Origin of the sequence: Aeromicrobium endophyticum, from assembly GCF_003586285.1 — a bacterium.
GTDB classification, from domain to species: Bacteria; Actinomycetota; Actinomycetes; order Propionibacteriales; family Nocardioidaceae; genus Aeromicrobium; species Aeromicrobium endophyticum.
Genome location: NZ_QUBR01000001.1, coordinates 1,523,655 through 1,544,569, shown reverse-complemented (window position 1 = coordinate 1,544,569; position 20,915 = coordinate 1,523,655). Strand labels below are relative to the sequence as shown.

Here is a 20,915-nt window from a genome sequence, read left to right as displayed (position 1 = left end):
TGCGCGCTCGCCCCGATCGCTTGTAGGCTCGCAGGTATGAGCACCCAGGACGAACCGACGATCGGCCGGTTGATCGGCGACGCCCTTCGAGACATCACGCTGCTGCTCCAGAAGGTCATCACGCTGGCCAAGAGCGAGCTGCGGGTCAGCGTCAAGGCCGGCGGCATCGGGGCCGCGCTGTTCCTGGTGTCGGCGTTCTTCGGGCTGCTCATCATCGTGATGCTGTCGATCTCGGTGGCGTACTTCATCGTGATGGCCGGTCTCGACCCCGCCTGGGCGTTCCTGATCGTCGCGGGCATCTACCTGCTGCTCGCGGTGGTGCTGATCCTGGTCGGCGTCAGGCTGATCAAGAAGGTCAGCGCACCCGAGAAGACGATCGCCGCGGCCAAGGAGATCCCCTCGGCGCTCAAGGGCGAGACGGGCACGCCCGCCACGCCGGTCGTGCCCGCGCCGAGCCACCGGCGCTGACGGCTACCGGCTCCTGAGCGCGGCCGCGCCCCGGCCCAGCAGACCGGCCAGCAGGGCCACGGCTCCGACCAGCGCGATCCAGCCGAGCCAGGCCGCCAGCGATGCGGAGGCGCGGTCGAGCAGCAGCTTCTGCACCTGGCGCGCGAACGGGTTGAGCGTCTCGGCCCGGTCGATTAGCTGGGGCGTGACGATCTCCGTCGCGACCCGCAGCACGCCGGCCGTGACGAGAGCCCCCAGCCCGAGGCCCGCCACCGCCATCGTCCGACGCCGGGCCGACACGAGGCAGAGGGCCGCCGACGCCAGGACGACCATCAGGCCGAGCAGCGCGTAGGTCTGCGAGCGCTCGACCTGGCGCAACCGCGACCGGTCGGCGGACGTCCCGACCGGCGCCTGGATGTCGGTCGTGACGTCGAGCGAGATCGGCAGGCGCGAGCCGACCCGCGCCGCGATGAACTGCATCATCGGCTGCAGGCTGACCGTCAGCGTGCCGCTGCCGTCGCCGAAGGCGGACGTGTGGAGACTGCGCTGGGTCTGCTCCCACGCTCGGACGAACCCGGGCTGGTCGACCGTGCCTTGGGCGACGCTCGTCAGCACCGAGGCAGCCGTCTGCTGCAGCGACGCCGGGAGCAGGCCCCGCTGCACGTAGTCGTCGGCGATGTAGGCCGCGACGGCGGCCTGCAGCTCGCGGTCGGTGGCCAGCGAGCTGCTGAACGCCACGTAGCCGTCCTCGTCGACGACGTTCGTCGACACCCAGAACAACGGCACCGACACGATCGCCGCGACGGTCGCCACGAGCCCCGCCACCAACGACGTGAACGTCCTCATGCGCACTCCCCCGTCGAGACCGCCGCCGTCGCCGAGGCACCCTTGCGGGCATCGGCCGCGACCTGGTCGGCGGTCAGCGCGTATCCCGTGGACTTGTCGGAGACCGATGCCGCGAAGATGACGCCGAGCACGTCGCCCTTCTCGGAGACCAGCGGCCCGCCGGAGTTGCCCGACCGCACCAGGCTGCGCACCGAGAAGGTCTGCCGGACGACCTGCCCGCGGTCGTAGATGTCGGGGCTGCGCAGGCGCATCTGGTTGCGGATGCGCGCGGCCCGAGCATCGAACGGCCCGTTCTCGGGGTAGCCCAGCACGGCGGCGGGCTGGCCGGCCTCGCCGGACCGGTCGAAGTCGAGCGGCTCGAGATCGACGCCGTCGACGGCCAGCACCGCGATGTCGAGCTCCTTGTCGAACAGCACGACCCGTGTGGGCACCTGCCGGCCGTCCACCACGATCGACGGGGACCTGACGCCCGCCACGACGTGGGCGTTGGTCATGACGCGACCGTCGGCGTAGGCGAAGCCCGATCCCTCGATGCCCCGGTCGCACCTGGCCTGGCCGAGGACCTTCACGACGCTGCCCCTGGCCCGCCGCACCCCGGCGCTGCGCAGGGTCGCCTCGTCGGGCGCCTGCACCTGGGCGATGTCCTCGGACTCGAACGGGTCGATGTACCGCGGGAACAGGTTGGAGTCGAGGACCTCGTTGAACGACCTCAGCACCGAGGTCGCACGAGCCGGCATGACGCTGTCGACCTTCTCGAGGATCGACGAGTCGCGCGAAGCCGTCGACAGGTACGGGATCGACGTTCCGCTGACCGAGTAGCCCAGCGCCCACCCGGCGCACAGCACCGCCACGATGCTCAGCACGCTGCCGCCCACGGCGTCGAGCGAGCGGAGCGGCTGCCACGTCAGTCGGCGCCTCAGCGACGAGCCGACGAGCGTGCCGACGGCCTGCCCGACGGCACCCGCGCCGATGACCAGACCCAGGGCCAGCAGCGAGCTCGACAGCGTCGGCATGTCGCGCGTGAGCAGCCGGGGGACGACGGCCAGCGCGACCAGTCCGCCGATCAGCAGGCCGACCGTGGCCACGAGGTTGACGACGAATCCCTGGAAGTAGCCCGACACGGCGTAGGCGACCAGCACCACCACGATGATGACGTCGAGGGAGTTCATCTGGGCAGCTCGGGCAGCGGACGCGTGACGGACTCGTCCCAGGGTCGGTCCCAGCCGAGCACCTCGAAGAGGCGGGCGATGATGCCGGCGGTGAACCCCCACAGCGGCATCGGCGTGCCGACCTCGAAGGCCGGGCCGCGCCAGCCGGACGGGTGCGCCACGCTGAAGCGCCTGCTCGGGTCGAGCAGGTCGCCGATGGGCTGGTGCAGCACCGTCACGACCTCTTGGTCGCTCACCGGACGCAGGGGGATCGGCGTGCGCCAGTAGCCGAGCACCGGGGTGACCGCGAAGTTGCTCGGCGGCAGCCACAGCGTCGGCAGGGTGCCGAAGACCTCGACCGTGGACGGGTCGACGCCGACCTCCTCCTCGGCCTCGCGCAGGGCCGTGGCGACGGCGTCGGCGTCCTCGGGATCGGACTTGCCCCCCGGGAAGGCGATCTGGCCCGCGTGGTTGCGCATCGTGGTCGCGCGCTCGGTCAGCAGCAGCTCGCCGCCGTCCGGGCCCTCCGAGAACAGCAGCAGCACGGCGGCCGGACGCGCATCGGACGGGACGTCCGGGAACCGCGGCGACAGCTGGGACGCCTCGACCGAGCCGGCGAGCTCGGCGAGGGGCCGGAGCCACGGTGGCAGGGTCTCGGCCGTCATCGCGTCGCTCCCAGGAGTCGGTCGGTCAGGTGTCGTCGGACGACGACCATGGTCGCCCACGCACCGGCCATCGGCGTCATGCCGGGCCCTGGGTCGTGACGAGCGACTCGGCCTCGACCGGGTCGGTCGGGCCGGTGCCGAACGCCGGGCACCAGCGGGCGACCGGGCACGCCCCGCACGCGGGCTTCTTGGCGTGGCAGCGACGACGTCCGTGCCAGATCAGGCGGTGGCTCAGCATCGTCCAGTCGCTGCGCGGGAAGATCGCCGCGATCGCGTGCTCGGTCTTGACCGCGTCCTTCGCGATCTCGGGGGGCACCCACTCGAAGCGCCGGACGAGCCGCGCGAAGTGGGTGTCGACGGTCAGGCCGGGGACGTCGAAGGCGTTGCCCAGCACCACGTTGGCGGTCTTGCGTCCCACGCCGGGCAACGTCACGAGCTCGTCCAGGCGCCCGGGGACCTGCCCGTCGTGGCGCTCGACGAGCGCGGCGGACAGACCGAGGAGGCTGTCGGTCTTGGCCCGGAAGAAGCCCGTGGGACGCAGCACCTGCTCGAGCTCGGCGCGCGGGGCGGACGCCATCGCGGACGGGTCGGGCCACCGGGCGAACAGCCCGGGGGTGACGGCATTGACACGGCGGTCGGTCGTCTGCGCCGACAGCACCGTCGCGACGAGCAGCTCGAACGGCGTCGTGAAGTCGAGCTCGCAGCCGGCGTCGGGATAGGTCTCGGCCAGCACCCGGTGGACCTTGCGTGCGCGGCGGACCAGGGCCGTGTCCGGTCTGCTCACGGTCGTCGGCACAGGCTCAAGCGTACGTGGCTCGGCGCGTATAGCGGCGTTGACCGCCTCGGTGTGGGAAACTTCGCAAGGGTGCACGTACTGTGACCCCTGATACACGACCGTTAGGGAAGACCGTGACCGACGACGTTCTCCGCCAGGCACCGCTGTTCTCCGGCCTCGACGACGAGGTGGCCAGCGCGCTCGAGTCCTCGATGTCCTCGTCGAGCCTGCGCCGTGGCGAGATCCTGTTCAACGAGGGCGACGACGGCAACCAGCTGTACGTCGTCACCGAGGGCAAGGTCAAGCTCGGCCGCACCTCGCCCGACGGTCGCGAGAACCTGCTCGCGATCCTCGGCCCCGGGCAGATGTTCGGCGAGCTGTCGTTCTTCGATCCCGGCCCCCGGTCGGCGACGGCCACGGCCGTCACCGACGTCGAGCTCAAGAGCCTGGGCCACGAGGCGCTCAGCCCGGTGCTCAACGCGCACCCCGACGTGGCGCACGCGCTGCTCAACCAGCTGGCCGGCCGCCTGCGCCGCACCAACGAGGTCGTCGGCGACCTCGTGTTCAGCGACGTCCCCGGCCGCGTCGCCAAGGCGCTGCTCGACCTGGCGTCGCGCTTCGGCCGTCGCGCCGACGACGGCATCCACGTCAACCACGACCTGACGCAGGAAGAGCTGGCCCAGCTCGTCGGCGCCTCGCGCGAGACCGTCAACAAGGCTCTGGCCGACTTCGCCAGCCGCGGCTGGCTGCGTCTCGAGCCGCGCAGCGTCGTCATCCTCGACCTCGAGCGCCTCCAGCGCCGCGCCCGCTAGCCCCCTCCGTCCCCACGATGTGGCGGATGTAGCCCGCCGATTCTCGCCGTCCGTGAGTTCGGGGGGTCCTGCCAGCCGCATCTCGGGCGGGCGCCGCGGTAGCCACGCTCGACGAGCGCCTGGTGGACACGCCAGGCGATGGACCGCTCGTCGTCGAAGTCCTTCACCGTGACGACGATGACGCGCCAGCCGAAAGCTTCCAGCCGTTCGCGACGCAGGTGGTCGCGCTGGCGCTGGTCGGCGTCGCGCTCGTGGTGCCAGCCGCCGTGCTCGACCACGACGTTCCACCGGACGTAGACCAGGTCTCCGCGGGCGACCCGCACCCCGTGCTCGTCGACGATCGGCAGGTCGGGCTCAGGGACCGGCAGCCCGGACGACCAGAGGATCCAGCGCACGTCGGACTCCTTGGCCGAGTCGACGTTCTCGCGCACGAGCGGTGCGACGCGCCGTGCACGCTGCACCCCGTCGAGGTGCTGCTCCAGCACGAAGCCGCGCAGCTCGAGCAGGTCGACGTGATCCCTCCGCACGAGCCAGTCGCCGATGCGCAGCAGCTCGCGGTCGTCGGCCTCCGCGGCCTGCGAGGCGGTGAAGGGACGACCGTGCAGCTCGGACGGGACGGTGAGCATGCCCGAGCGTCACCCGATCGGGCCGCACCGCGCACGCTCGCGTCAGCTGCCTGTGGACGACGCCGGGTCGGCACGGCCCCTGTGGACGCGCGATCTGGCGGGAACAGCCCGCCGCATCTGGTTCGGAGCGCGATGTGGCGGGCTAAAAGCGCCCATTCTTGGGGACGGGTCTAGGCGCGGAGGTGGTCGAGCTGGGCAGCGACGCTCATCTCGGCTGCGGGCCACAGCGACGGGTCGACGTCCTGGTAGACGGTCTCGACGACCTCGCGGGCCGTCGTCGCGCCGGCCTCGACGGCCGCCCGCACCTGGTCGAGGCGCTCGGCCCGGTGCTCGAGGTAGAAGTCGACGACCGCCGCCGGGTCGTCGACGACGGGGCCGTGGCCCGGCAGGATGCGCTCGACCAGCCCCTCGGCGACGAGCTCGCGGACGTGGGCCAGCGAGTCGAGATAGGGCCCCAGCACGCCGTCGGGGTGGGCGATCACGGTGGTGCCGCGCCCCAGGACCGTGTCGCCGCTCAGCAGCGAGGCCTCGGCACCGACCAGGAAGCACGTGGAATCGGTCGTGTGCCCCGGGGTGGCGACGACCTCGATCGTCAGCCCGTCGAGCTCGACCGTCTCGCCGTCGGCGAGCGGCTCGGCACCGCGGGTGACGTCGGGGTCGAGCGCGCGGGCCGGCGCACCGGTCAGCTCGACGATGCGGTCGAGCGCGTCGGTGTGGTCGTGGTGCCGGTGGGTGAACAGCACGAGCCCCACCTCGCCGGCGGCCTCGACGACCGAGCGCAGGTGGTCGTCGTCGTCCGGGCCGGGATCGACGACGATCGATCGCCGGGCGCCCGGCTCGCGCAGGATCCAGGTGTTGGTGCCGTCGAGCGTCATGAGGCCGGGGTTGGCGGCCAGGACGAAGGAGGCGCGGTCGGTGACGGTGGTGCTGCGGACGCTCATGGGCTCTCTCCCAGGTCGGTCTCGAGATAGGGCCGGTCGTCGACCAGCACCAGGCGCGGAAGGACGGTCGGGAACTCGCGCCCCTGCGAGGCCGCCACGACCGTGGCTGCCGTGTGCGCGGCGACCTCGCGGCACGCCGTGACCGTCGGCGGCATCATCGCCGCCTCGCCCGCCTCGACGGCCGCCAGCACCCGCGACAGCGGCACCCACGCGGCATGGTCGGACTCGCGGCTCATCTCGCCGACGCGCTGCCCGGCGGGGAGGGCCGCCACGAAGAAGCGGGTGTCGTAGCGGCGCGGCTCGAACTCGGGCGTGATCCAGTGCGCCCACGCACCCAGCAGGTCGGCGCGCAGCACCAGGCCACGTGACGACAGGAACTCGGCGAAGCTCACCTCACCCGTGTCGAGGGCCAGGCGCGCCGCCTGTATCTCGCCGTCGCTGGTGTCGGACACCACCGTGTCGGCGTCGGGGCCGGCCAGCAGGATGCCGGTCTCCTCGAACGTCTCGCGCACCGCGGCCACGACCAGGCCCTTGGCCAGGGCGGGGTCGCAGCGGAACCGCGCCCCCCACTGCTCGGCGTCCGGGCCCACCCACGGCACCCGGTGCTCGACGTCGGACGTCGTGAGGCCTCCGCCCGGGAACACGTACATGCCGGCCGCGAACGCCATGCTGGTCTGGCGACGCATGAGGTAGGCCTCGACGCCCTGGTCGCCGTCGCGGACGACCACGATCGTCGCCGCGTCGCGGGCCGGCACCGGAGGCTGCGGCGGATCGACGGCCGCAGCCCGCAGGGCGTCGGGCAGCGGGACCAGGCTCATGCGACCTCGACGACGAGCTCGACCTCCACCGGGGCGTCGAGGGGCAGGACCGGGACACCCACCGCGCTGCGCGCGTGCTGACCCGCGTCGCCGAACGCCACGCCGAACAGCTCGCTGGCACCGTTGGCGACGCCCGGCTGCCCCGTGAAGTCGGGCGTGCTCGCGACGAAGACCGTCGCCTTGACGACCCGCACCACGATGTCGAGGTCGCCGATGACCGACTTGACCGCCGCGATGGCGTTGAGGGCGCTCTGGCGGGCGCAGTCGTAGGCCACCTGCGGCGTCACCTCTGCGCCCACCTTGCCGGTGGCCACCAGCTCGCCGGCGCTGAGCGGCAGCTGGCCGGACGTGTAGACGTACGAACCCGTGCGCACGGCCGGGACGTAGACCGCGACGGGTGCCGGGACGGTGGGGACCTCGAGCCCCGCGTCGGCCAGCCGACGCTCGACCGCGGAGGTCATGCGACCGGTCGCTTGAAGTAGGCGACCAGGTTCTCGGGATTCATGCCCGGGACGATCTGGACGAGCTCCCAGCCGTCCTGACCGAAGTTGTCGAGGATCTGCTTCGTGGCGTGCACGAGGACCGGCGCGGTGAGGTACTCCCATTTCGTCATGGGCCGACTGTATCGGGACGGACGGACGCGGGTCGCGAGGCGATGAGGGTCACGGTCGTCCGAGCCCTGATCGAGAGGCGGTATCCCCTGCCGTCGGTAGGCTCGGGACGTGGCCCAATCCACCCAGCTCCATGTCGTCACCGGCAAGGGCGGCACCGGCAAGACGACCGTGGCCGCTGCGCTCGCGATGTCGCTGGCGGGCCAGGGCAAGAAGGTCCTGCTCTGCGAGGTCGAGGGTCGCCAGGGCATCGCGCAGCTGTTCGACGTGCCGCCGCTGCCCTACGAGGAGCGCAAGATCGCGGTCGGCCTGGGCGGCGGCGAGGTCTACGCGCTCGCGATCGACCCCGAGGCCGCCCTGCTCGAGTACCTGGCGATGTACTACCGGCTCGGCCGGGCCGGCAAGGCCCTCGACAAGTTCGGCATCATCGACTTCGCCACGACCATCGCCCCCGGCGTCCGCGACGTGCTGCTGACCGGCAAGGTCTACGAGGCCGCGCGGCGCCGCACCGGCGGCCGGTTCACCTACGACGCCGTCATCATGGACGCACCCCCGACCGGACGCATCACGCGGTTCCTCAACGTCAACTCCGAGGTCGCCGGGCTGGCCAAGGTGGGGCCGATCCGTCGCCAGGCCGACTCGATCATGGAGATGATGCGCGCCCCCGAGACCCGGGTGCACCTCGTCACGGTGCTCGAGGAGATGCCGGTGCAGGAGACCATCGACGGCATCGCCGAGCTCACGTCCGAGCGGCTGCCCGTGGGTCACGTCATCCTCAACCTCGTCCGCCCGTCCGTGCTGTCGGGCGTCTCGCAGAAGGCTCTCGCCGCCGGCTCGGTGCGTCCGGCCGAGGTCGCGTCGGTGCTGGCGGCCATCGGCCTCGAGCGCGACGTCACCGTCGCCGAGGCGTTGATCGCCGAGGGCGAGGCGCACCTCGAGCGCCAGCGCCTGCAGGACGCCCAGCGCGAGATCCTCGACGACTGCGGACGCCCGCTGGTCGAGCTGCCGCTGCTCAGCGACGGCATCGACCTCGGAGCCCTGTTCGAGCTCGCCGAGCAGCTGGGAGACCTGCGATGACCGGCAAGGCCCAGACCAGCCCATCGACCCGCAAGGGTCGGACGTCCCCGCGCGGTGGCACCGGCAGCGGCACCGGCACCTCGAGCGGGGGCCGCCTCGACGTCGACGCCCTGCTCGACGACCCGGCCACCCGCATCGTCGTGTGCTGCGGCTCCGGCGGCGTCGGCAAGACCACCACCGCCGCGGCCCTCGCCCTGCGCGCCGCCGAGAAGGGGCGTTCGGTCTGCGTGCTGACGATCGACCCCGCACGACGCCTCGCCCAGTCGATGGGTCTCACCGAGCTCGACAACACCCCCCGACCCGTCACCGGCGCGGCCCTCGACGGAGGCTCGCTCGACGCCATGATGCTCGACATGAAGCGGACGTTCGACGAGGTCGTCGAGCAGCACGCGACGCCCGAGAAGGCCGCGCAGATCCTGACCAACCCGTTCTACGTCGCCCTGTCGAGCTCGTTCGCGGGCACGCAGGAGTACATGGCGATGGAGAAGCTCGGCCAGCTGCACGCGACCGGCCGCTGGGACCTCATCGTCGTCGACACGCCCCCGTCGCGCTCGGCCCTCGACTTCCTCGACGCACCCGACCGCCTGTCGTCGATGCTCGACGGCCGCTTCATCAAGCTGCTGCTGGCTCCTGCCAAGGGCCCGGCGCGACTCATCAGCGCCGGCTTCGGCATCGTCACGAGTGCGCTCAACAAGATCCTGGGCGCCCAGGTGCTCACCGACATGCAGACGTTCATCGCCGCCTTCGACACCCTCTTCGGCGGCTTCCGCCAGCGGGCCGAGGGCACCTACGCGCTCTTGCAGGCCCGCGGCACGGCCTTCGTCGTGGTGGCCGCACCCGAGCCCGCCGCGATGCGCGAGGCGTCCTACTTCGTCGAACGGCTCGCCGGCGAGCAGATGCCGCTGGCCGGCCTGGTCGTCAACCGCGTCCACGAGACCGGTGCCGGCGGCATCAGCGCCGTCGACGCGGAGTCGGCGGCACAGAGGCTGGTCGACGGCTCGGCCGACGACGACCGCACCGCGGGAGAGCTGCTGATGATCCACGCCGAGCGCATGCGGGTGGCAGCGCGCGAGGAGCGGCTGAAGCGGCGCTTCGGCGCGGCGCACCCGGGCGTCCCGACGGTGTCGGTCGCAGCCCTGGCCGGTGACGTGCACGACCTCGACGGGCTGCGCCGCATCGGCGACCTGCTCGCCGGCGACGGCGTCTGACCCAGCACGCGGTCGGGCGGCAACCGATCGGGCGGAGCCCGACCGGCGTCAGCTCAGACGGCGACCTGCAGGACGTTGCGCCAGGCCGTCACGTTGGGACGACGACGCAGCAGCGCACGACGCTCGCGCTCGGTCATGCCGCCCCACACGCCCCACTCGATCCGGTTGTCGAGCGCCTCGGCCAGGCACTCCGCCCGGACCTCGCACGTGCCGCAGACCTGCTTGGCGCGGTTCTGCTCGGCGCCCTTGACGAACAGCGCGTCGGACTTGCCCCGGCACGCGGCGTCAGCAGCCCAGTTTTCGTTCCACATGATGAACCTCCCCGAGACCGGCCCCAGTGGCCGAAGTTGGTTGATACAAACCTAGGAACTTGGTCCCTTGCACGTCAGAGCGTTCCTAGTCATTTTCCCTAGTCCCGAAGGACTAGACACGTTGTCGTCGGCACTGTCCGCTGGCGCGCGTCACGTAGGCTGAGCGGCATGGCCTCGGACGACTTTCGCGACTCGCTGCGCCGCGCAGCCCAGTCGGAGACGCAGAGCAGACGCAAACCCGTCCTGATCGCGGCGATGGCCCGCCTGTCAGGCCTCGCCGGCCTGCTCGTCGCGCTGATCCTGATCCCGACCACGGCGATCGTCGCCATGACCACCACGCAGGTCACCGACGACGTCCTGTCGCTCCCCCTCGAGCTCAAGGACCAGCCGAACGCGCAGACGTCGCGGCTCCTGGCGTCCGACGGCAGCCTGATCGCGTACTTCTACAACGAGAACCGCCAGGACGTCCCTCTGGCCGACATCGCACCGGTCATGCAGGACGCGATCCTGTCGATCGAGGACGCCCGCTTCTACGAGCACGGCGCGCTCGACGTCAAGGGCACGGCGCGCGCCCTGGTCAACAACGCCTCCGAGGGCCAGACGCAGGGTGGATCGTCGATCACGCAGCAGCTCGTCAAGCTGACCCTGCTGTCGCAGGCCACCACCAAGGAGCAGCAGCGGGCCGCGACCAAGCAGTCCGCGGCGCGCAAGATCCGTGAGCTCAAGCTCGCGATCGAGTACGAGTCGAAGCACTCCAAGAAGGAGATCCTCGAGCGCTACCTCAACCTGGCGTACTTCGGCGACGGCGCCTACGGCATCAGCGCCGCCGCGAGCCACTACTTCTCCAAGGCCCCGAACGAGCTCAACGCCCGGCAGGCCGCGACGCTCGCGGGCCTGGTCAAGAACCCCGTCAAGCTCGATCCCAACGCCTACCCCGAGGCCGCCCTGCAGCGTCGCAACACGGTGCTCGCGGTCATGGCCCGGCTCGGCAAGATCTCTCCGGCCGACGCCAAGAAGTACCAGGCGTCCGGCCTGGGCCTCAAGCTCACCGAGTACCCCAACGGCTGCCTCGGCGTCGTGGGCGAGTTCTCGTGCGACTACGCCCGCCAGTGGCTCATGGCGCAGCCCGCGCTCGGCGCCACGGTCGAGGAGCGCCGCGCCAAGCTCGACCGCGGCGGCCTCACGATCAAGTCGAACATCGACCTCAGCATGCAGTCGGCCGCGGACGACGCCGTCACCTCCACGGTCAAGAGCACCGACGGCGCGATCGCGGCTCTCGCCATGGTCGAGCCCGGCACCGGCAAGGTGCGCGCCGTCGCCCAGTCGCGTCCGATGGGCCGCAGCAAGAAGAAGGGCGAGTCGTTCATCAACTTCGTCGTCCCCACCGCCTACGGTCAGTCGGGCGGCTTCCCGGCCGGCTCGACCTTCAAGATGTTCACCGTCGCCGCCGCGCTCAAGAACGGCATCGACGTCGGCCAGAGCTACAACTCGCCCAAGAGCATGACCATGCCGGTCGGCTCGTACACGACCTGCGACGGCCTCAGCACGAGCGAGTGGAAGGTCAACAACTCCACGACGTCCGGTCGCAAGAACATGTACAACGGCACGCGCGAGTCGGTCAACACCTACTTCTCGCAGCTCGAGAAGCAGGCCGGTCTCTGCAACGTCGTGCGTGCGGCCGAGTCGATGGGCATCAAGGTGCGCAAGGACGACCAGGTCGGCCCGTTCACGCTCGGTGTCACCGACGTCAGCCCTCTCGACATGGCCGCCGCCTACGCGACGCCGGCCTCCGGCGGCATGTACTGCAAGCCCCGACCCGTCGACGAGATCGTCGACTCCAGCGGCCAGGTGCTCAAGAAGTTCGAGCCCAGCTGCGAGCGGGTCATGACCAAGGACCAGGCCGCCCAGATCAACGACATCCTGCGCGGCGTGCAGGAGCCCGGCGGCTTCGGCTACTCCAACGGCACGGGCCTGTCGGTGCCGTCGGCGGCCAAGACCGGAACGGCCCAGGACAACAAGGCCGTCTGGTACGCCGGCTACACCCCCGAGCTCGCGACGGCCTCGATGATCGCCGGCGTCGTCACCAACGACAAGAAGGCCGATCTCAACGGCCGGCCGAAGTCGCTGGCCGGCGTGACGATCAACGGCAAGCTGCTCGACTTCAACGCCGTCGGCGGATCGTCGCTGGCCGGACCCATGTGGGCCAAGGCCATGAAGAAGATCCAGAGCAGCCTGACGCCGGTCAACTTCGACACTCCGCCCAAGCGGCAGCCGGTCGCCCAGAGGGCGGACAGCAAGAAGAAGAACGACCGCGGCGGCCGGGGCGGCCGAGGTCGCGACCGCGGCTGAGACGCAGACGCCGCCCCCTGACCCTTCGACAGGCTCAGGGGGCGGCTTCGGCTCGGGGGAGGCGGGTCAGGGGTTGATCTGGCGCTTGACCTCGGCGGCGACGGCACCGCCGTCGGCCCGCCCCTTGACCTGCGGCGACACGATGCCCATGACCTGTCCCATGGCCTTCATGCCCTGACCTGAGGCTCCGGCCGACTCGACGGCGGCCGTGACGATCGCGGCGATCTCGTCGGCACCCAGCTGCGCCGGCAGGTACTCGGCCAGGATCTCGGCCTCGGCGGTCTCCTTCTCGGCCAGCTCGGGCCGGTTGCCCTCGGCGAAGGCGGCAGCCGCCTCGCGGCGCTTCTTGGCCTCGGCGCCCAGCACCGTCAGGACGTCGTCGTCCGTGAGCTCGCGGACCTCCTTGCCCGAGACCTCGGCGTTGGTGATGGCGGTGAGCACCATCCGCAGGGTCGAGGTGCGCAGCGCGTCGCGCGCCTTCATCGAGGTGGTGAGATCGGCGTGGAGCTGGTCCTTGAGGGCTGACATGTCCCCAGTGTCCCACCGCGTCCCCGCCGCTCCTGTGACAGGCTGAGCGCATGCGTCCCCTCCTGTGGCCCGTCGCTGCCGCCGCGGCCACCCTGGCGTACTCCGTCGCCGAGACCCGGGCGTTCACGCTGCGCACCGTGACCGTCCCCGTGCTGCCGGCCGGATCGTCGCCCCTGCGCGTCCTGCACCTGTCCGACACCCACATGACACCTCGACAGCACCGCAAGCAGCAGTGGCTGCGCGGGCTCGCCGACCTGCGTCCCGACCTCGTCGTCAACACCGGCGACAACCTGGCCCACCTCGACGCCGTCCCGTCGGTGCTCTCCGCCTACGGCGACCTGCTCGACGTGCCCGGGGTGTTCGTGTTCGGCTCCAACGACTACTTCTCGCCCACCCGCAAGAACCCCGTCAAGTACCTGACCGGGGGCACCGGCGTCAGCTCGGCCGGCGAGATCCCCCGCGAGCGCGACCTGCCCTTCGACGAGCTGCGGGCCGCGTTCACGCAGCGTGGCTGGGTCGACCTCAACAACCGGCACGCCGAGGTCGAGGTCGCGGGCCGGCGCCTGTCGTTCGCGGGGGTCGACGATCCGCACCTCGAGTACGACGTGCTCGACGGACGTCCGGCCGACGCCTCGGCCCACCTCGCGATCGGCGTGGCGCACGCGCCGTACCTGAGGGTGCTCGACCGGTGGAACCGCTCGGGCTACCCGCTGATCATGGCTGGGCACACGCACGGCGGGCAGCTGCGCGTCCCGTTCTACGGCGCTCTCGTCACCAACTGCGACCTCGACCGGGCCCGAGCGCGAGGCCTGCACACGCACCGCACCGCGGGCCACGACCCGTCCTGGCTGCACGTGTCGGGAGGCCTCGGCACGTCGCCGTACGCGCAGGTGCGCTTCGCATGCCGCCCCGAGGCAACACTGCTCACCCTCACTGGGATAGACTCGTCCGGTTCCCTCTCGTAGGGGGCAAGCACGATCGGGCTGTGGCGCAGTTTGGTAGCGCGCGTCGTTCGGGACGACGAGGCCGCAGGTTCAAATCCTGTCAGCCCGACCAGGAGGATCACGAGGCCCCGGCCCTGCGAGAGCAGGCCGGGGCTTCGTCGTCTGCGCGGGATGGCCGCCGGCGACCGGGCTCGCGGGCGCTGTGACGTGACGCACGCTGTGACAAACTGGCCGCATGGTGGACGAGCAGCAGCCCCCTCGGCGGGTCGTCAAGAAGGTGGTCAAGAAGACCGTCGTACGTCCGGGCGCCCCCAGGCCCGCCGCCGAGCCCGCTCCCACGATCCGTTACGGACGTCCCGTGGCGACCGCCGCGCGACCCGCGCCGAAGGCCAAGGCAGCACCGTCCAACCCCTCGGCGCCTGCGCCGAGGACCGGCGGCTCGCAGACCAGGCGCCCGATGCCGACGATCGACGTCCGGGCCAGGACCGCCGGTGCGCGTGACGTCGCCGGGCGGGCGTGGTGGGCGACCGCCGACCAGGTATCGGTCCGATCACGCACGGCCGGACGCTTCGTGGCCGGTCGCGCCCGCGCCGCTGCCGCGTGGCGACTGCCGCACGTCAACCCCTACCTCGCGTCGGTCGTCACGGGTGCCGTGGTCGGACTCGTCGCCGTGCTGCTCGCCGCTCTGTCGTTGCAGGTCTTCGAGGCCGTCCGCGGGGTCTCGTCCGGTGGAGGGCTCTGGGGCGGGCTGACCTTCGTCACCGTCGCAGTCGTGTGCCTGTTCGCCGGCGAGGCGTTGCTGCGCGGCTTCGGCACGCCGTCGGCCCGGCTCACCAGCTTCCTGGCCGTGATCCTCGCGATCATCGCGATGCTCGGGCTGTTCATCGACCTGCTCGACGGCGTGGCGGGCCTCGCGATCGTGCCGCTGATCGGCGTCGCGGGCTACGCGCTCTCGCACTGGCTGGTCGACCTCGCCGAGCAGCGACCCCACGACGAGTGAGTCCCGAACTTCGGCCTCAGGCCAGCACGCGACCCAGCTGACGGACGCCGAAGGCGTAGCCGTCGATGCCGGCTCCGACCACGACGACCTCGGCGATGTCGGACACGTACGAGTGGTGCCTGAACGGCTCGCGCCGGTGGACGTTCGACAGGTGGACCTCGACGACCGGCAGCTCGACGGCCAGCAGCGCGTCGCGCAGCGCGATCGAGGTGTGGGTGAAGGCGCCGGGGTTGATGACCACTCCGGCGCAGTCGTCGCGGGCGGCATGGATCGCGTCGATCAGCACGCCCTCGTGGTTGCTCTGCACGCTGCGCACCTCGAGCCCCAGCTCGGCGGCCGTCTCGCCGACGAGCGTCTCGATGTCGGCCAGCGTGTGGTGCCCGTAGACCTCCGGCTCACGGGTGCCCAGGAGGTTGAGGTTGGGGCCGTTGACCAGGAGGATGCGCTGCGAGGTGCTCACGCGCCCACGGTATCGGGTGCCGGCGAGCAGGGAGTCGTAGGACGTCAGCGGCGCATCGAGCGCCAGATGACGACCTGATTGTCGGCGATGAGCGCCGGCAGGTTCTGCACCTGCTGCGACTGCGCGAGCTCGGTCTGCAGCTCGGCGACCCGCGCCTGCAGCGCCAGCACCTGGTTCTCGAGCTCGATGACCCGCTTGACGCCCTCGAGGCCCAGCCCCTCGGCCGTCAGCCGCGCGACCGTGCGCAGCAGCTCGATGTCGCGCAGCGAGTAGCGCCGCCCACCTCCGCCCGTGCGACCCGGAGCCACGAGACCCAGACGGTCGTACGTGCGCAGGGTCTGGGGGTGCAGCCCAGACAGCTCGGCGGCGACGCTGATGACGAAGACCTTGGCCTCGGGCCCCGGCGGCTGGAAGCCGTCGGCACCCTGACCGGGCCGCGGCGACTGCGTCGTCACGAGGCAACCCCCTCGAACAGTCCGTCACGCGGGGTGACGGCGCCTCGCGCCTCACGCAGGGCCTCGACGGCCGCACGCTCGGCATCGGACAGCTCGGTCGGCACCTGCACCTCGACCGTCACCAACAGGTCTCCGCGGCCACCTGCCGACGTCGTACCCCCCTTGCCGCTGGCGCGGAAGGTGCGGCCGTTCGGCGTGCCCGCGGGGATGCGGATGCGCACGGGCGGCCCGTCGAGGGTCGGCACCTGGATCTGAGCGCCGAGTGCCGCTTCGTCGAAGGCCACCGGCACCGTGATGGTGAGGTTGGCCCCCTTGCGGCCGAACGTCTCGTGCGGCTCGACGTGCACCAGCAGGAACATGTCACCGTTGGGGCCACCGTTGTCGCCCTTGCCGCCCTTGCCCTTCAGGCGGATGCGCTGGCCGTCCTTGACCCCGGCAGGCACCTTGACGTTGAGCGTGCGGCTGGAGGCAGCACGGCCCGAGCCCCGGCAGACGTCGCACGGGTGCTCGACGACCAGGCCGCGTCCGCGGCACTGGTCGCACGGCTCGGTCATCGCGAACAGGCCGCCCGCGGCACCGGTCTGCATGCCGCTGCCCTGGCACTTGGAGCAGACCTTCGGGGTGGTGCCGGGCTTGGCACCGGTGCCGTGGCAGGTGGCGCAGGCCTCGTCGCTCGTGGTGCGCAGCGGGAGCGTGGCGCCCTCGACGGCCTGCTGGAAGGTGATGGTGGCCTCGGTCTCGAGGTCGTCACCCTTGCGGGGCTGGGGACGCCGCGACCTCCCTCGACCGCCTCCGAAGAGGCCGCCGAGCAGATCGCTGACGTCGAAGTCGGGCTGGCCGCCGCCCGGGGGGCGGAAGCCCGTGGGGCCCCCGCCCCCGCGGAACTGACCGAACATCGAGCGCTGCTCGTCGTACTCCTTGCGCTTGTCAGGTGACGAGAGCACGGCGTACGCCTCGGAGACGCCCTTGAAGCGCTCCTCGGCAGCCTTGTTGCCGGGGTTGGAGTCGGGATGGTTGTCCCGCGCCAGCTTGCGGTATGCCTTCTTGATCTCGTCCTGAGATGCGTCCTTCTTGACGCCGAGGACCTTGTAGAAGTCCTTGGTCGCCCAGTCGCTTGCCGCCATCCCGTCCTCCTTTCCCGTGCTTGCTACTTCTCGTCGGTCTCGTCGCCGGTCAGCGACGACGCGTCGTCGGGCACCTCGACATCGACCTCGGCCTCGTCGACCGGGCCGGCCGACGAGGCCGGATCGACCACGCCGACCGTCGCCGGCCGGAGAACCCGCTCTCCGTGGCGGTAGCCGGTGCGCATGACGGTGTCGACCGAGGTCACCTCGACCTCGGTGGACTCGCCGGCGTGGAACACCGCCTCGTGCAGGGACGGGTCGAAGGCGTCGCCCTTGGCGCCGAACGCCTCGAGCTGGTGCTTGGTGACCGCCTGCTGCAGCGAGTCGGCGACGGCCTTGAAGCCACCGGTCAGCTCGCCGTGCTCGTCGGCGCGGGCGATGTCGTCGAGCACCGTGAGGAGCGACTGCAGGACGGCAGCCTCTCCTTGGGCGCGGACGAGCTCGCGGTCGCGGTCGACGCGGCGCTTGTAGTTGACGTACTCCGCCTGGAGCCGCTGCAGGTCGAGCGTGCGCTCGGCGAGCTGCTGCTCCGCGGTCGGGGCACTGGGCTCGGCGGGAGCCTCGGCCGGCTGCTCCTCAGCAGCCGGCTCGAGGTTCTCCTGCTCGGGGGCCGGGCCGTCGGTCGGCTCGGTCACTTGGCGCCCTTGTCGTCCTCGTCGTCGACGATCTCGGCGTCGACGACGTCGTCGTCATCGGCCGACTCCCCCGCGGGAGCATCGGCACCCGTGGCCTGGGCCTCGGCGGCCGCGGCGGCGTACATCGCCTCGCCCATCTTCGAGCTCGACTCGCCGAGCTTGGTCACGGCTGCCTGCACGGCGTCCGCGTCCTCGCCCTTGAGCGCCTCGTTGAGCGCGTCGAGGTCGGCCTGGACCTCGGTCTTGACCTCGTCGCCGACCTTGTCGCCGTTCTCGGCCAGGAACTTCTCGGTGGAGTGCGCGAGCGACTCGGCCTGGTTGCGGGTCTCGATCTGCTCGCGACGCTTGCGGTCCTCCTCGGCGTACTGCTCGGCATCGCGGACCATCTTGTCGATGTCGTCCTTGCTGAGCGCGGAGCCGCCGGTGATCGTCATCGACTGCTCCTTGCCCGTGCCGCGGTCCTTGGCCGAGACGTTGACGATGCCGTTGGCGTCGATGTCGAAGGTGACCTCGATCTGCGGGACGCCGCGCGGAGCCGGCGGCAGGCCGGTCAGCTCGAACGTCGCCAGCAGCTGGTTGCCCGCCGCCATCTCGCGCTCGCCCTGGTAGACCTGGATGGCCACGGACGGCTGGTTGTCGTCGGCTGTCGTGAACACCTCGGACCGCTTGGTCGGGATCGTGGTGTTGCGCTCGATGAGCTTGGTCATCACGCCGCCCTTGGTCTCGATGCCGAGGCTCAGGGGGGTGACGTCGAGCAGCAGGACGTCCTTGACCTCGCCCTTCAGCACGCCGGCCTGCAGGCTGGCGCCGATCGCGACGACCTCGTCGGGGTTGACGCCCTTGTTGGGCTCCTTGCCACCGGTGAGGCTCTTGACCAGCTCGGTGACGGCCGGCATGCGGGTCGAGCCGCCGACCATCACGACGTGGTCGATCGCGCTGAGCTGGACGCCCGCGTCCTTGATGACGCTGTTGAACGGCGCCTTGGTGCGCTCGAGCAGGTCGGACGTGATCTTCTCGAACTCGGCGCGGGTGAGCGTCTCGTCGAGGAAGACGGGGTTGCCGTCCTGGACCGTGATGTAGGGCAGGTTGATCGCGGTGCTCGACGAGCTGGACAGCTCGATCTTGGCGCGCTCGGCGGCCTCGCGGATGCGCGGCATAGCCATCTTGTCCTTGGTCAGGTCGACGCCCGTGCTGCTCTTGAAGCGGTTGACGAGCCACTCGACGATGGCCTGGTCCCAGTCGTCACCACCGAGGTGGTTGTCGCCGCTGGTGGCCTTGACCTCGATGACGCCGTCGCCGATCTCGAGCAGCGACACGTCGAAGGTGCCTCCACCGAGGTCGAACACGAGGATCGTCTGGTCGTCGGCCTTGTCGAGGCCGTAGGCCAGGGCGGCCGCGGTGGGCTCGTTGATGATGCGGCTGACGTTGAGGCCCGCGATCTCGCCGGCCTCCTTGGTGGCCTGGCGCTGGTGGTCGTTGAAGTAGGCCGGCACGGTGATGACCGCGTCGGTGACCGTCTCGCCCAGGTAGGCCTCGGCGTCGCGCTTCAGCTTCTGGAGGATGAAGGCCGAGATCTGCTGGGGGTTGAACGACTTGCCGTCGATGTCGGTCGACCAGTCGGTGCCGATGTGACGCTTGACCGAACGGATCGTGCGATCGACGTTGGTCACGCCCTGGCGCTTGGCGACCTCGCCGGCCAGGACTTCTCCGTCCTTCGCGAACGCGACGACGGACGGGGTGGTGCGAGCGCCCTCGGCGTTCGCGATGACGGTGGGCTCGCCACCCTCGAGAACGGCGACGACCGAGTTGGTCGTGCCCAGGTCAATTCCGACCGCTCTTGCCATGGTGTTTCCTCCTGCTGTGGGTGAACTGTGGGACCTCAAGACGAGCCCTCACGATGAGGTGTCACAAGACTTGAGTCTGATGTTATCAACTACGCACAAGCCCTCCCCATTCCACCCCTGACGACTTTTCACAGTAGTTTTCTCGTATGCGCACCCTGACCCGCCGCGTCGCGGCCCTGGCCGTCGTCTCGACCCTCACGCTCGCTGGCTGCGGCGGGAGCGACGACGACAAGCCCGACACCGACACCTCGTCCTCCGCATCCGACTCCGATTCCGATTCCGGCTCGGACGCCGACTCCGACGTCGCACCGGCCACCGGAGACGTCATCACCGCCGACGGCTTCTCGTTCAACGCGCCCGAGGGCTGGACCGATGCCAAGGACGTCAACCCGGCGGCCGTCGCCCTCGCCGCCAACCGTCAGGACACCGACGGCTTCGCCGACAACGTCAACGTCATCGAGGACCCCACCGTCGTCGACGCCGACATCGACGAGCTCGAGAGCTCGATCGAGCGGGTGCTCAAGAATGCCGACTCGCAGGAGGTCGAGGTCGAGGACCCGACCGACATCGACGGTGAGGAGGCGGCCCGCATCAGCGCCCTGCTCACCCTGAACGGCAACAAGTACCGCACCGAGCAGTTCGCGGTCGACCACGACGGCAAGGGCTACATCGTGACGTTCTCGTTCAGCGAGACCGTGTCCGACGACGACCGCGACGAGCTCGCCGAGTCGGTCCTCGCGACCTGGAAGTGGAGCAAGTGACCACCACGGCGCAGCGGGACGAGCTGGCGACGGCGATCCTCGCGCTGCTGTGGGAGACGACCGACCACCAGATCAGCCGCGAGATCGCGCACCTGGCCGACATCACCGCCGACACCGACGACGACGGATCGCACGCCGCGCCTCCTGGGCTCGTCATGCCGTCCGGCGGTTGCATCACCACGCGGGTCGTCGCCACGGCCCGCGGGCACCAGGGCGTCAGCGAGGCGATGCGGGTGGCCGTCTGGCCCACGGCCGAGGGCGACGACCCCGCCTTCGTCGTGACCCGGTCCGACTCCGACCGCACGCTGCCGGTCGCGCTGACCGACGTCCAGCCCGAGGTCACCGAGCACCTGCGGCACCAGGTCAACGACTTCATCGCGGCGATCATCGCCCAGATGGTCGCCGACCTCGACGTCAAGATGCAGCGCACGTACATCCGCGAGTCGCAGGGCGATCTCGCCGAGTACACCGAGGACTGACCCCCGACGTCACAGGGACCGCGGCCCGGGGGCCACGGTCCCTATGACGCG

25 protein-coding genes and 1 tRNA gene are annotated in these 20,915 nt (G+C 70.9%); 10 read left to right on the top strand and 16 right to left on the bottom strand.

The genetic code is table 11. The features are described 5' to 3' along the window. Positions 1 to 36: 36 nt before the first annotated feature. Entirely contained in the window at positions 37 to 468 is a 432-nt protein-coding gene (locus tag DX116_RS07600) for a phage holin family protein (protein ID WP_119703515.1), read from the top strand. Positions 469 to 471: 3 nt separating this feature from the next. On the opposite strand, the gene DX116_RS07595 is transcribed toward DX116_RS07600, so the two are convergent. From DX116_RS07595 to nth, 4 genes are all read right to left on the bottom strand, one after another. Then, positions 472 to 1,293, bottom strand: coding sequence for a hypothetical protein (locus tag DX116_RS07595; RefSeq protein ID WP_147393612.1), 822 nt, complete (start codon positions 1,291 to 1,293; stop codon positions 472 to 474). Beyond that, entirely contained in the window at positions 1,290 to 2,462 is a 1,173-nt protein-coding gene (locus DX116_RS07590; protein ID WP_119703513.1) for a MarP family serine protease, read from the bottom strand. Before DX116_RS07590 ends, DX116_RS07595 begins: the two co-directional genes overlap by 4 nt. Continuing rightward, positions 2,459 to 3,106, bottom strand: coding sequence for an NUDIX hydrolase (locus DX116_RS07585; protein ID WP_119703512.1), 648 nt, complete (start codon positions 3,104 to 3,106; stop codon positions 2,459 to 2,461). Before DX116_RS07585 ends, DX116_RS07590 begins: the two co-directional genes overlap by 4 nt. Positions 3,107 to 3,182: 76 nt before the next feature. Continuing rightward, the gene (gene nth, locus DX116_RS07580; RefSeq protein WP_199715953.1) at positions 3,183 to 3,890 is read right to left on the bottom strand and encodes an endonuclease III; all 708 of its coding nucleotides are present in this window, start codon (positions 3,888 to 3,890) and stop codon (positions 3,183 to 3,185) included. Positions 3,891 to 4,015: 125 nt separating this feature from the next. Here nth and DX116_RS07575 point away from each other — a divergent pair, with 125 nt between their 5' ends. Beyond that, on the top strand, positions 4,016 to 4,693 hold the full coding sequence (locus DX116_RS07575) for a Crp/Fnr family transcriptional regulator (RefSeq protein WP_119703511.1): 678 nt from the start codon (positions 4,016 to 4,018) through the stop codon (positions 4,691 to 4,693). On the opposite strand, the gene DX116_RS07570 is transcribed toward DX116_RS07575, so the two are convergent. The 5 genes from DX116_RS07570 to DX116_RS07550 form a co-directional block, all read right to left on the bottom strand. Further along, positions 4,690 to 5,319: a hypothetical protein gene (locus DX116_RS07570; RefSeq protein ID WP_119703510.1), complete on the bottom strand. Its 630-nt coding sequence runs from the start codon at positions 5,317 to 5,319 to the stop codon at positions 4,690 to 4,692. The genes DX116_RS07575 and DX116_RS07570 overlap by 4 nt on opposite strands. A gap of 170 nt (positions 5,320 to 5,489) precedes the next feature. Beyond that, a complete protein-coding gene (locus tag DX116_RS07565; protein WP_119703509.1) occupies positions 5,490 to 6,260 on the bottom strand; it encodes an MBL fold metallo-hydrolase in 771 nt (256 codons plus the stop codon). After that, positions 6,257 to 7,078, bottom strand: coding sequence for an NUDIX hydrolase (locus DX116_RS07560; protein WP_119703508.1), 822 nt, complete (start codon positions 7,076 to 7,078; stop codon positions 6,257 to 6,259). Before DX116_RS07560 ends, DX116_RS07565 begins: the two co-directional genes overlap by 4 nt. Beyond that, complete coding sequence (locus tag DX116_RS07555) at positions 7,075 to 7,539, bottom strand: RidA family protein (protein ID WP_119703507.1); 465 nt, start codon at positions 7,537 to 7,539, stop codon at positions 7,075 to 7,077. The genes DX116_RS07560 and DX116_RS07555 overlap by 4 nt, the downstream gene beginning before the upstream one ends. Continuing rightward, positions 7,536 to 7,691: a DUF4177 domain-containing protein gene (locus DX116_RS07550; RefSeq protein ID WP_118397113.1), complete on the bottom strand. Its 156-nt coding sequence runs from the start codon at positions 7,689 to 7,691 to the stop codon at positions 7,536 to 7,538. The genes DX116_RS07555 and DX116_RS07550 overlap by 4 nt, the downstream gene beginning before the upstream one ends. Before the next feature lie 109 nt (positions 7,692 to 7,800). On the opposite strand from DX116_RS07550, the gene DX116_RS07545 reads away from it, so the two are divergent. Then, the gene (locus tag DX116_RS07545; protein ID WP_119703506.1) at positions 7,801 to 8,766 is read left to right on the top strand and encodes an ArsA-related P-loop ATPase; all 966 of its coding nucleotides are present in this window, start codon (positions 7,801 to 7,803) and stop codon (positions 8,764 to 8,766) included. Beyond that, a complete protein-coding gene (locus tag DX116_RS07540) occupies positions 8,763 to 9,974 on the top strand; it encodes an ArsA family ATPase (RefSeq protein WP_119703505.1) in 1,212 nt (403 codons plus the stop codon). Before DX116_RS07545 ends, DX116_RS07540 begins: the two co-directional genes overlap by 4 nt. A 53-nt stretch (positions 9,975 to 10,027) precedes the next feature. On the opposite strand, the gene DX116_RS07535 is transcribed toward DX116_RS07540, so the two are convergent. Then, the gene (locus tag DX116_RS07535) at positions 10,028 to 10,285 is read right to left on the bottom strand and encodes a WhiB family transcriptional regulator (RefSeq protein WP_119703504.1); all 258 of its coding nucleotides are present in this window, start codon (positions 10,283 to 10,285) and stop codon (positions 10,028 to 10,030) included. A gap of 168 nt (positions 10,286 to 10,453) precedes the next feature. Here DX116_RS07535 and DX116_RS07530 point away from each other — a divergent pair, with 168 nt between their 5' ends. Next, entirely contained in the window at positions 10,454 to 12,634 is a 2,181-nt protein-coding gene (locus DX116_RS07530; protein ID WP_119703503.1) for a transglycosylase domain-containing protein, read from the top strand. A gap of 66 nt (positions 12,635 to 12,700) precedes the next feature. Here the strand turns inward: DX116_RS07530 and DX116_RS07525 are convergent, their stop codons facing one another. Next, positions 12,701 to 13,162, bottom strand: coding sequence for a GatB/YqeY domain-containing protein (locus tag DX116_RS07525; RefSeq protein ID WP_119703502.1), 462 nt, complete (start codon positions 13,160 to 13,162; stop codon positions 12,701 to 12,703). A gap of 50 nt (positions 13,163 to 13,212) precedes the next feature. Here DX116_RS07525 and DX116_RS07520 point away from each other — a divergent pair, with 50 nt between their 5' ends. From DX116_RS07520 to DX116_RS07510, 3 genes are all read left to right on the top strand, one after another. After that, positions 13,213 to 14,127 (top strand): metallophosphoesterase, encoded by a 915-nt coding sequence (locus tag DX116_RS07520; protein WP_119703501.1) that lies wholly within the window; start codon positions 13,213 to 13,215, stop codon positions 14,125 to 14,127. Positions 14,128 to 14,141: 14 nt separating this feature from the next. Then, positions 14,142 to 14,218, top strand: a tRNA-Pro gene (locus DX116_RS07515). Between the two features lie 123 nt (positions 14,219 to 14,341). Continuing rightward, complete coding sequence (locus DX116_RS07510; protein ID WP_119703500.1) at positions 14,342 to 15,106, top strand: hypothetical protein; 765 nt, start codon at positions 14,342 to 14,344, stop codon at positions 15,104 to 15,106. Positions 15,107 to 15,122: 16 nt separating this feature from the next. Here the strand turns inward: DX116_RS07510 and aroQ are convergent, their stop codons facing one another. Genes aroQ through dnaK form a run of 5 tightly spaced genes read right to left on the bottom strand, consistent with a single transcriptional unit; the run spans position 15,123 to position 19,624 of the window. Further along, positions 15,123 to 15,566, bottom strand: coding sequence for a type II 3-dehydroquinate dehydratase (aroQ, locus tag DX116_RS07505; protein ID WP_119703499.1), 444 nt, complete (start codon positions 15,564 to 15,566; stop codon positions 15,123 to 15,125). 44 nt (positions 15,567 to 15,610) lie between these two features. Further along, positions 15,611 to 16,021 carry a heat shock protein transcriptional repressor HspR gene (locus DX116_RS07500; protein WP_119703498.1) on the bottom strand — a complete coding sequence of 137 codons (411 nt, stop codon included), beginning with the start codon at positions 16,019 to 16,021 and terminating at the stop codon, positions 15,611 to 15,613. Next, positions 16,018 to 17,145 carry a molecular chaperone DnaJ gene (dnaJ, locus tag DX116_RS07495; RefSeq protein ID WP_119703497.1) on the bottom strand — a complete coding sequence of 376 codons (1,128 nt, stop codon included), beginning with the start codon at positions 17,143 to 17,145 and terminating at the stop codon, positions 16,018 to 16,020. The genes DX116_RS07500 and dnaJ overlap by 4 nt, the downstream gene beginning before the upstream one ends. 23 nt (positions 17,146 to 17,168) lie before the next feature. Then, entirely contained in the window at positions 17,169 to 17,780 is a 612-nt protein-coding gene (gene grpE / locus DX116_RS07490; protein WP_119703496.1) for a nucleotide exchange factor GrpE, read from the bottom strand. Then, entirely contained in the window at positions 17,777 to 19,624 is a 1,848-nt protein-coding gene (gene dnaK, locus DX116_RS07485) for a molecular chaperone DnaK (protein WP_119703495.1), read from the bottom strand. The genes grpE and dnaK overlap by 4 nt, the downstream gene beginning before the upstream one ends. Before the next feature lie 146 nt (positions 19,625 to 19,770). Between dnaK and DX116_RS19890 the strand changes: the two genes are divergently transcribed. After that, on the top strand, positions 19,771 to 20,385 hold the full coding sequence (locus DX116_RS19890; RefSeq protein WP_158591932.1) for a hypothetical protein: 615 nt from the start codon (positions 19,771 to 19,773) through the stop codon (positions 20,383 to 20,385). Beyond that, positions 20,382 to 20,864 carry a hypothetical protein gene (locus DX116_RS07470; RefSeq protein WP_119703493.1) on the top strand — a complete coding sequence of 161 codons (483 nt, stop codon included), beginning with the start codon at positions 20,382 to 20,384 and terminating at the stop codon, positions 20,862 to 20,864. The genes DX116_RS19890 and DX116_RS07470 overlap by 4 nt, the downstream gene beginning before the upstream one ends. Positions 20,865 to 20,915: the final 51 nt, after the last annotated feature.

Bases quoted from the DNA above. Each gene is read 5' to 3' on its own strand.
- DX116_RS07600 (WP_119703515.1), top strand. From the start codon at position 37: ATGAGCACCCAGGACGAACCGACGATCGGCCGGTTGATCGGCGACGCC.
- DX116_RS07595 (WP_147393612.1), bottom strand. From the start codon at position 1,293: ATGAGGACGTTCACGTCGTTGGTGGCGGGGCTCGTGGCGACCGTCGCG.
- DX116_RS07590 (WP_119703513.1), bottom strand. From the start codon at position 2,462: ATGAACTCCCTCGACGTCATCATCGTGGTGGTGCTGGTCGCCTACGCC.
- DX116_RS07585 (WP_119703512.1), bottom strand. From the start codon at position 3,106: ATGACGGCCGAGACCCTGCCACCGTGGCTCCGGCCCCTCGCCGAGCTC.
- DX116_RS07570 (WP_119703510.1), bottom strand. From the start codon at position 5,319: ATGCTCACCGTCCCGTCCGAGCTGCACGGTCGTCCCTTCACCGCCTCG.
- DX116_RS07565 (WP_119703509.1), bottom strand. From the start codon at position 6,260: ATGAGCGTCCGCAGCACCACCGTCACCGACCGCGCCTCCTTCGTCCTG.
- DX116_RS07560 (WP_119703508.1), bottom strand. From the start codon at position 7,078: ATGAGCCTGGTCCCGCTGCCCGACGCCCTGCGGGCTGCGGCCGTCGAT.
- DX116_RS07555 (WP_119703507.1), bottom strand. From the start codon at position 7,539: ATGACCTCCGCGGTCGAGCGTCGGCTGGCCGACGCGGGGCTCGAGGTC.
- DX116_RS07550 (WP_118397113.1), bottom strand. From the start codon at position 7,691: ATGACGAAATGGGAGTACCTCACCGCGCCGGTCCTCGTGCACGCCACG.
- DX116_RS07540 (WP_119703505.1), top strand. From the start codon at position 8,763: ATGACCGGCAAGGCCCAGACCAGCCCATCGACCCGCAAGGGTCGGACG.
- DX116_RS07535 (WP_119703504.1), bottom strand. From the start codon at position 10,285: ATGTGGAACGAAAACTGGGCTGCTGACGCCGCGTGCCGGGGCAAGTCC.
- DX116_RS07530 (WP_119703503.1), top strand. From the start codon at position 10,454: ATGGCCTCGGACGACTTTCGCGACTCGCTGCGCCGCGCAGCCCAGTCG.
- DX116_RS07525 (WP_119703502.1), bottom strand. From the start codon at position 13,162: ATGTCAGCCCTCAAGGACCAGCTCCACGCCGATCTCACCACCTCGATG.
- DX116_RS07520 (WP_119703501.1), top strand. From the start codon at position 13,213: ATGCGTCCCCTCCTGTGGCCCGTCGCTGCCGCCGCGGCCACCCTGGCG.
- DX116_RS07510 (WP_119703500.1), top strand. From the start codon at position 14,342: ATGGTGGACGAGCAGCAGCCCCCTCGGCGGGTCGTCAAGAAGGTGGTC.
- dnaJ (WP_119703497.1), bottom strand. From the start codon at position 17,145: ATGGCGGCAAGCGACTGGGCGACCAAGGACTTCTACAAGGTCCTCGGC.
- dnaK (WP_119703495.1), bottom strand. From the start codon at position 19,624: ATGGCAAGAGCGGTCGGAATTGACCTGGGCACGACCAACTCGGTCGTC.
- DX116_RS19890 (WP_158591932.1), top strand. From the start codon at position 19,771: ATGCGCACCCTGACCCGCCGCGTCGCGGCCCTGGCCGTCGTCTCGACC.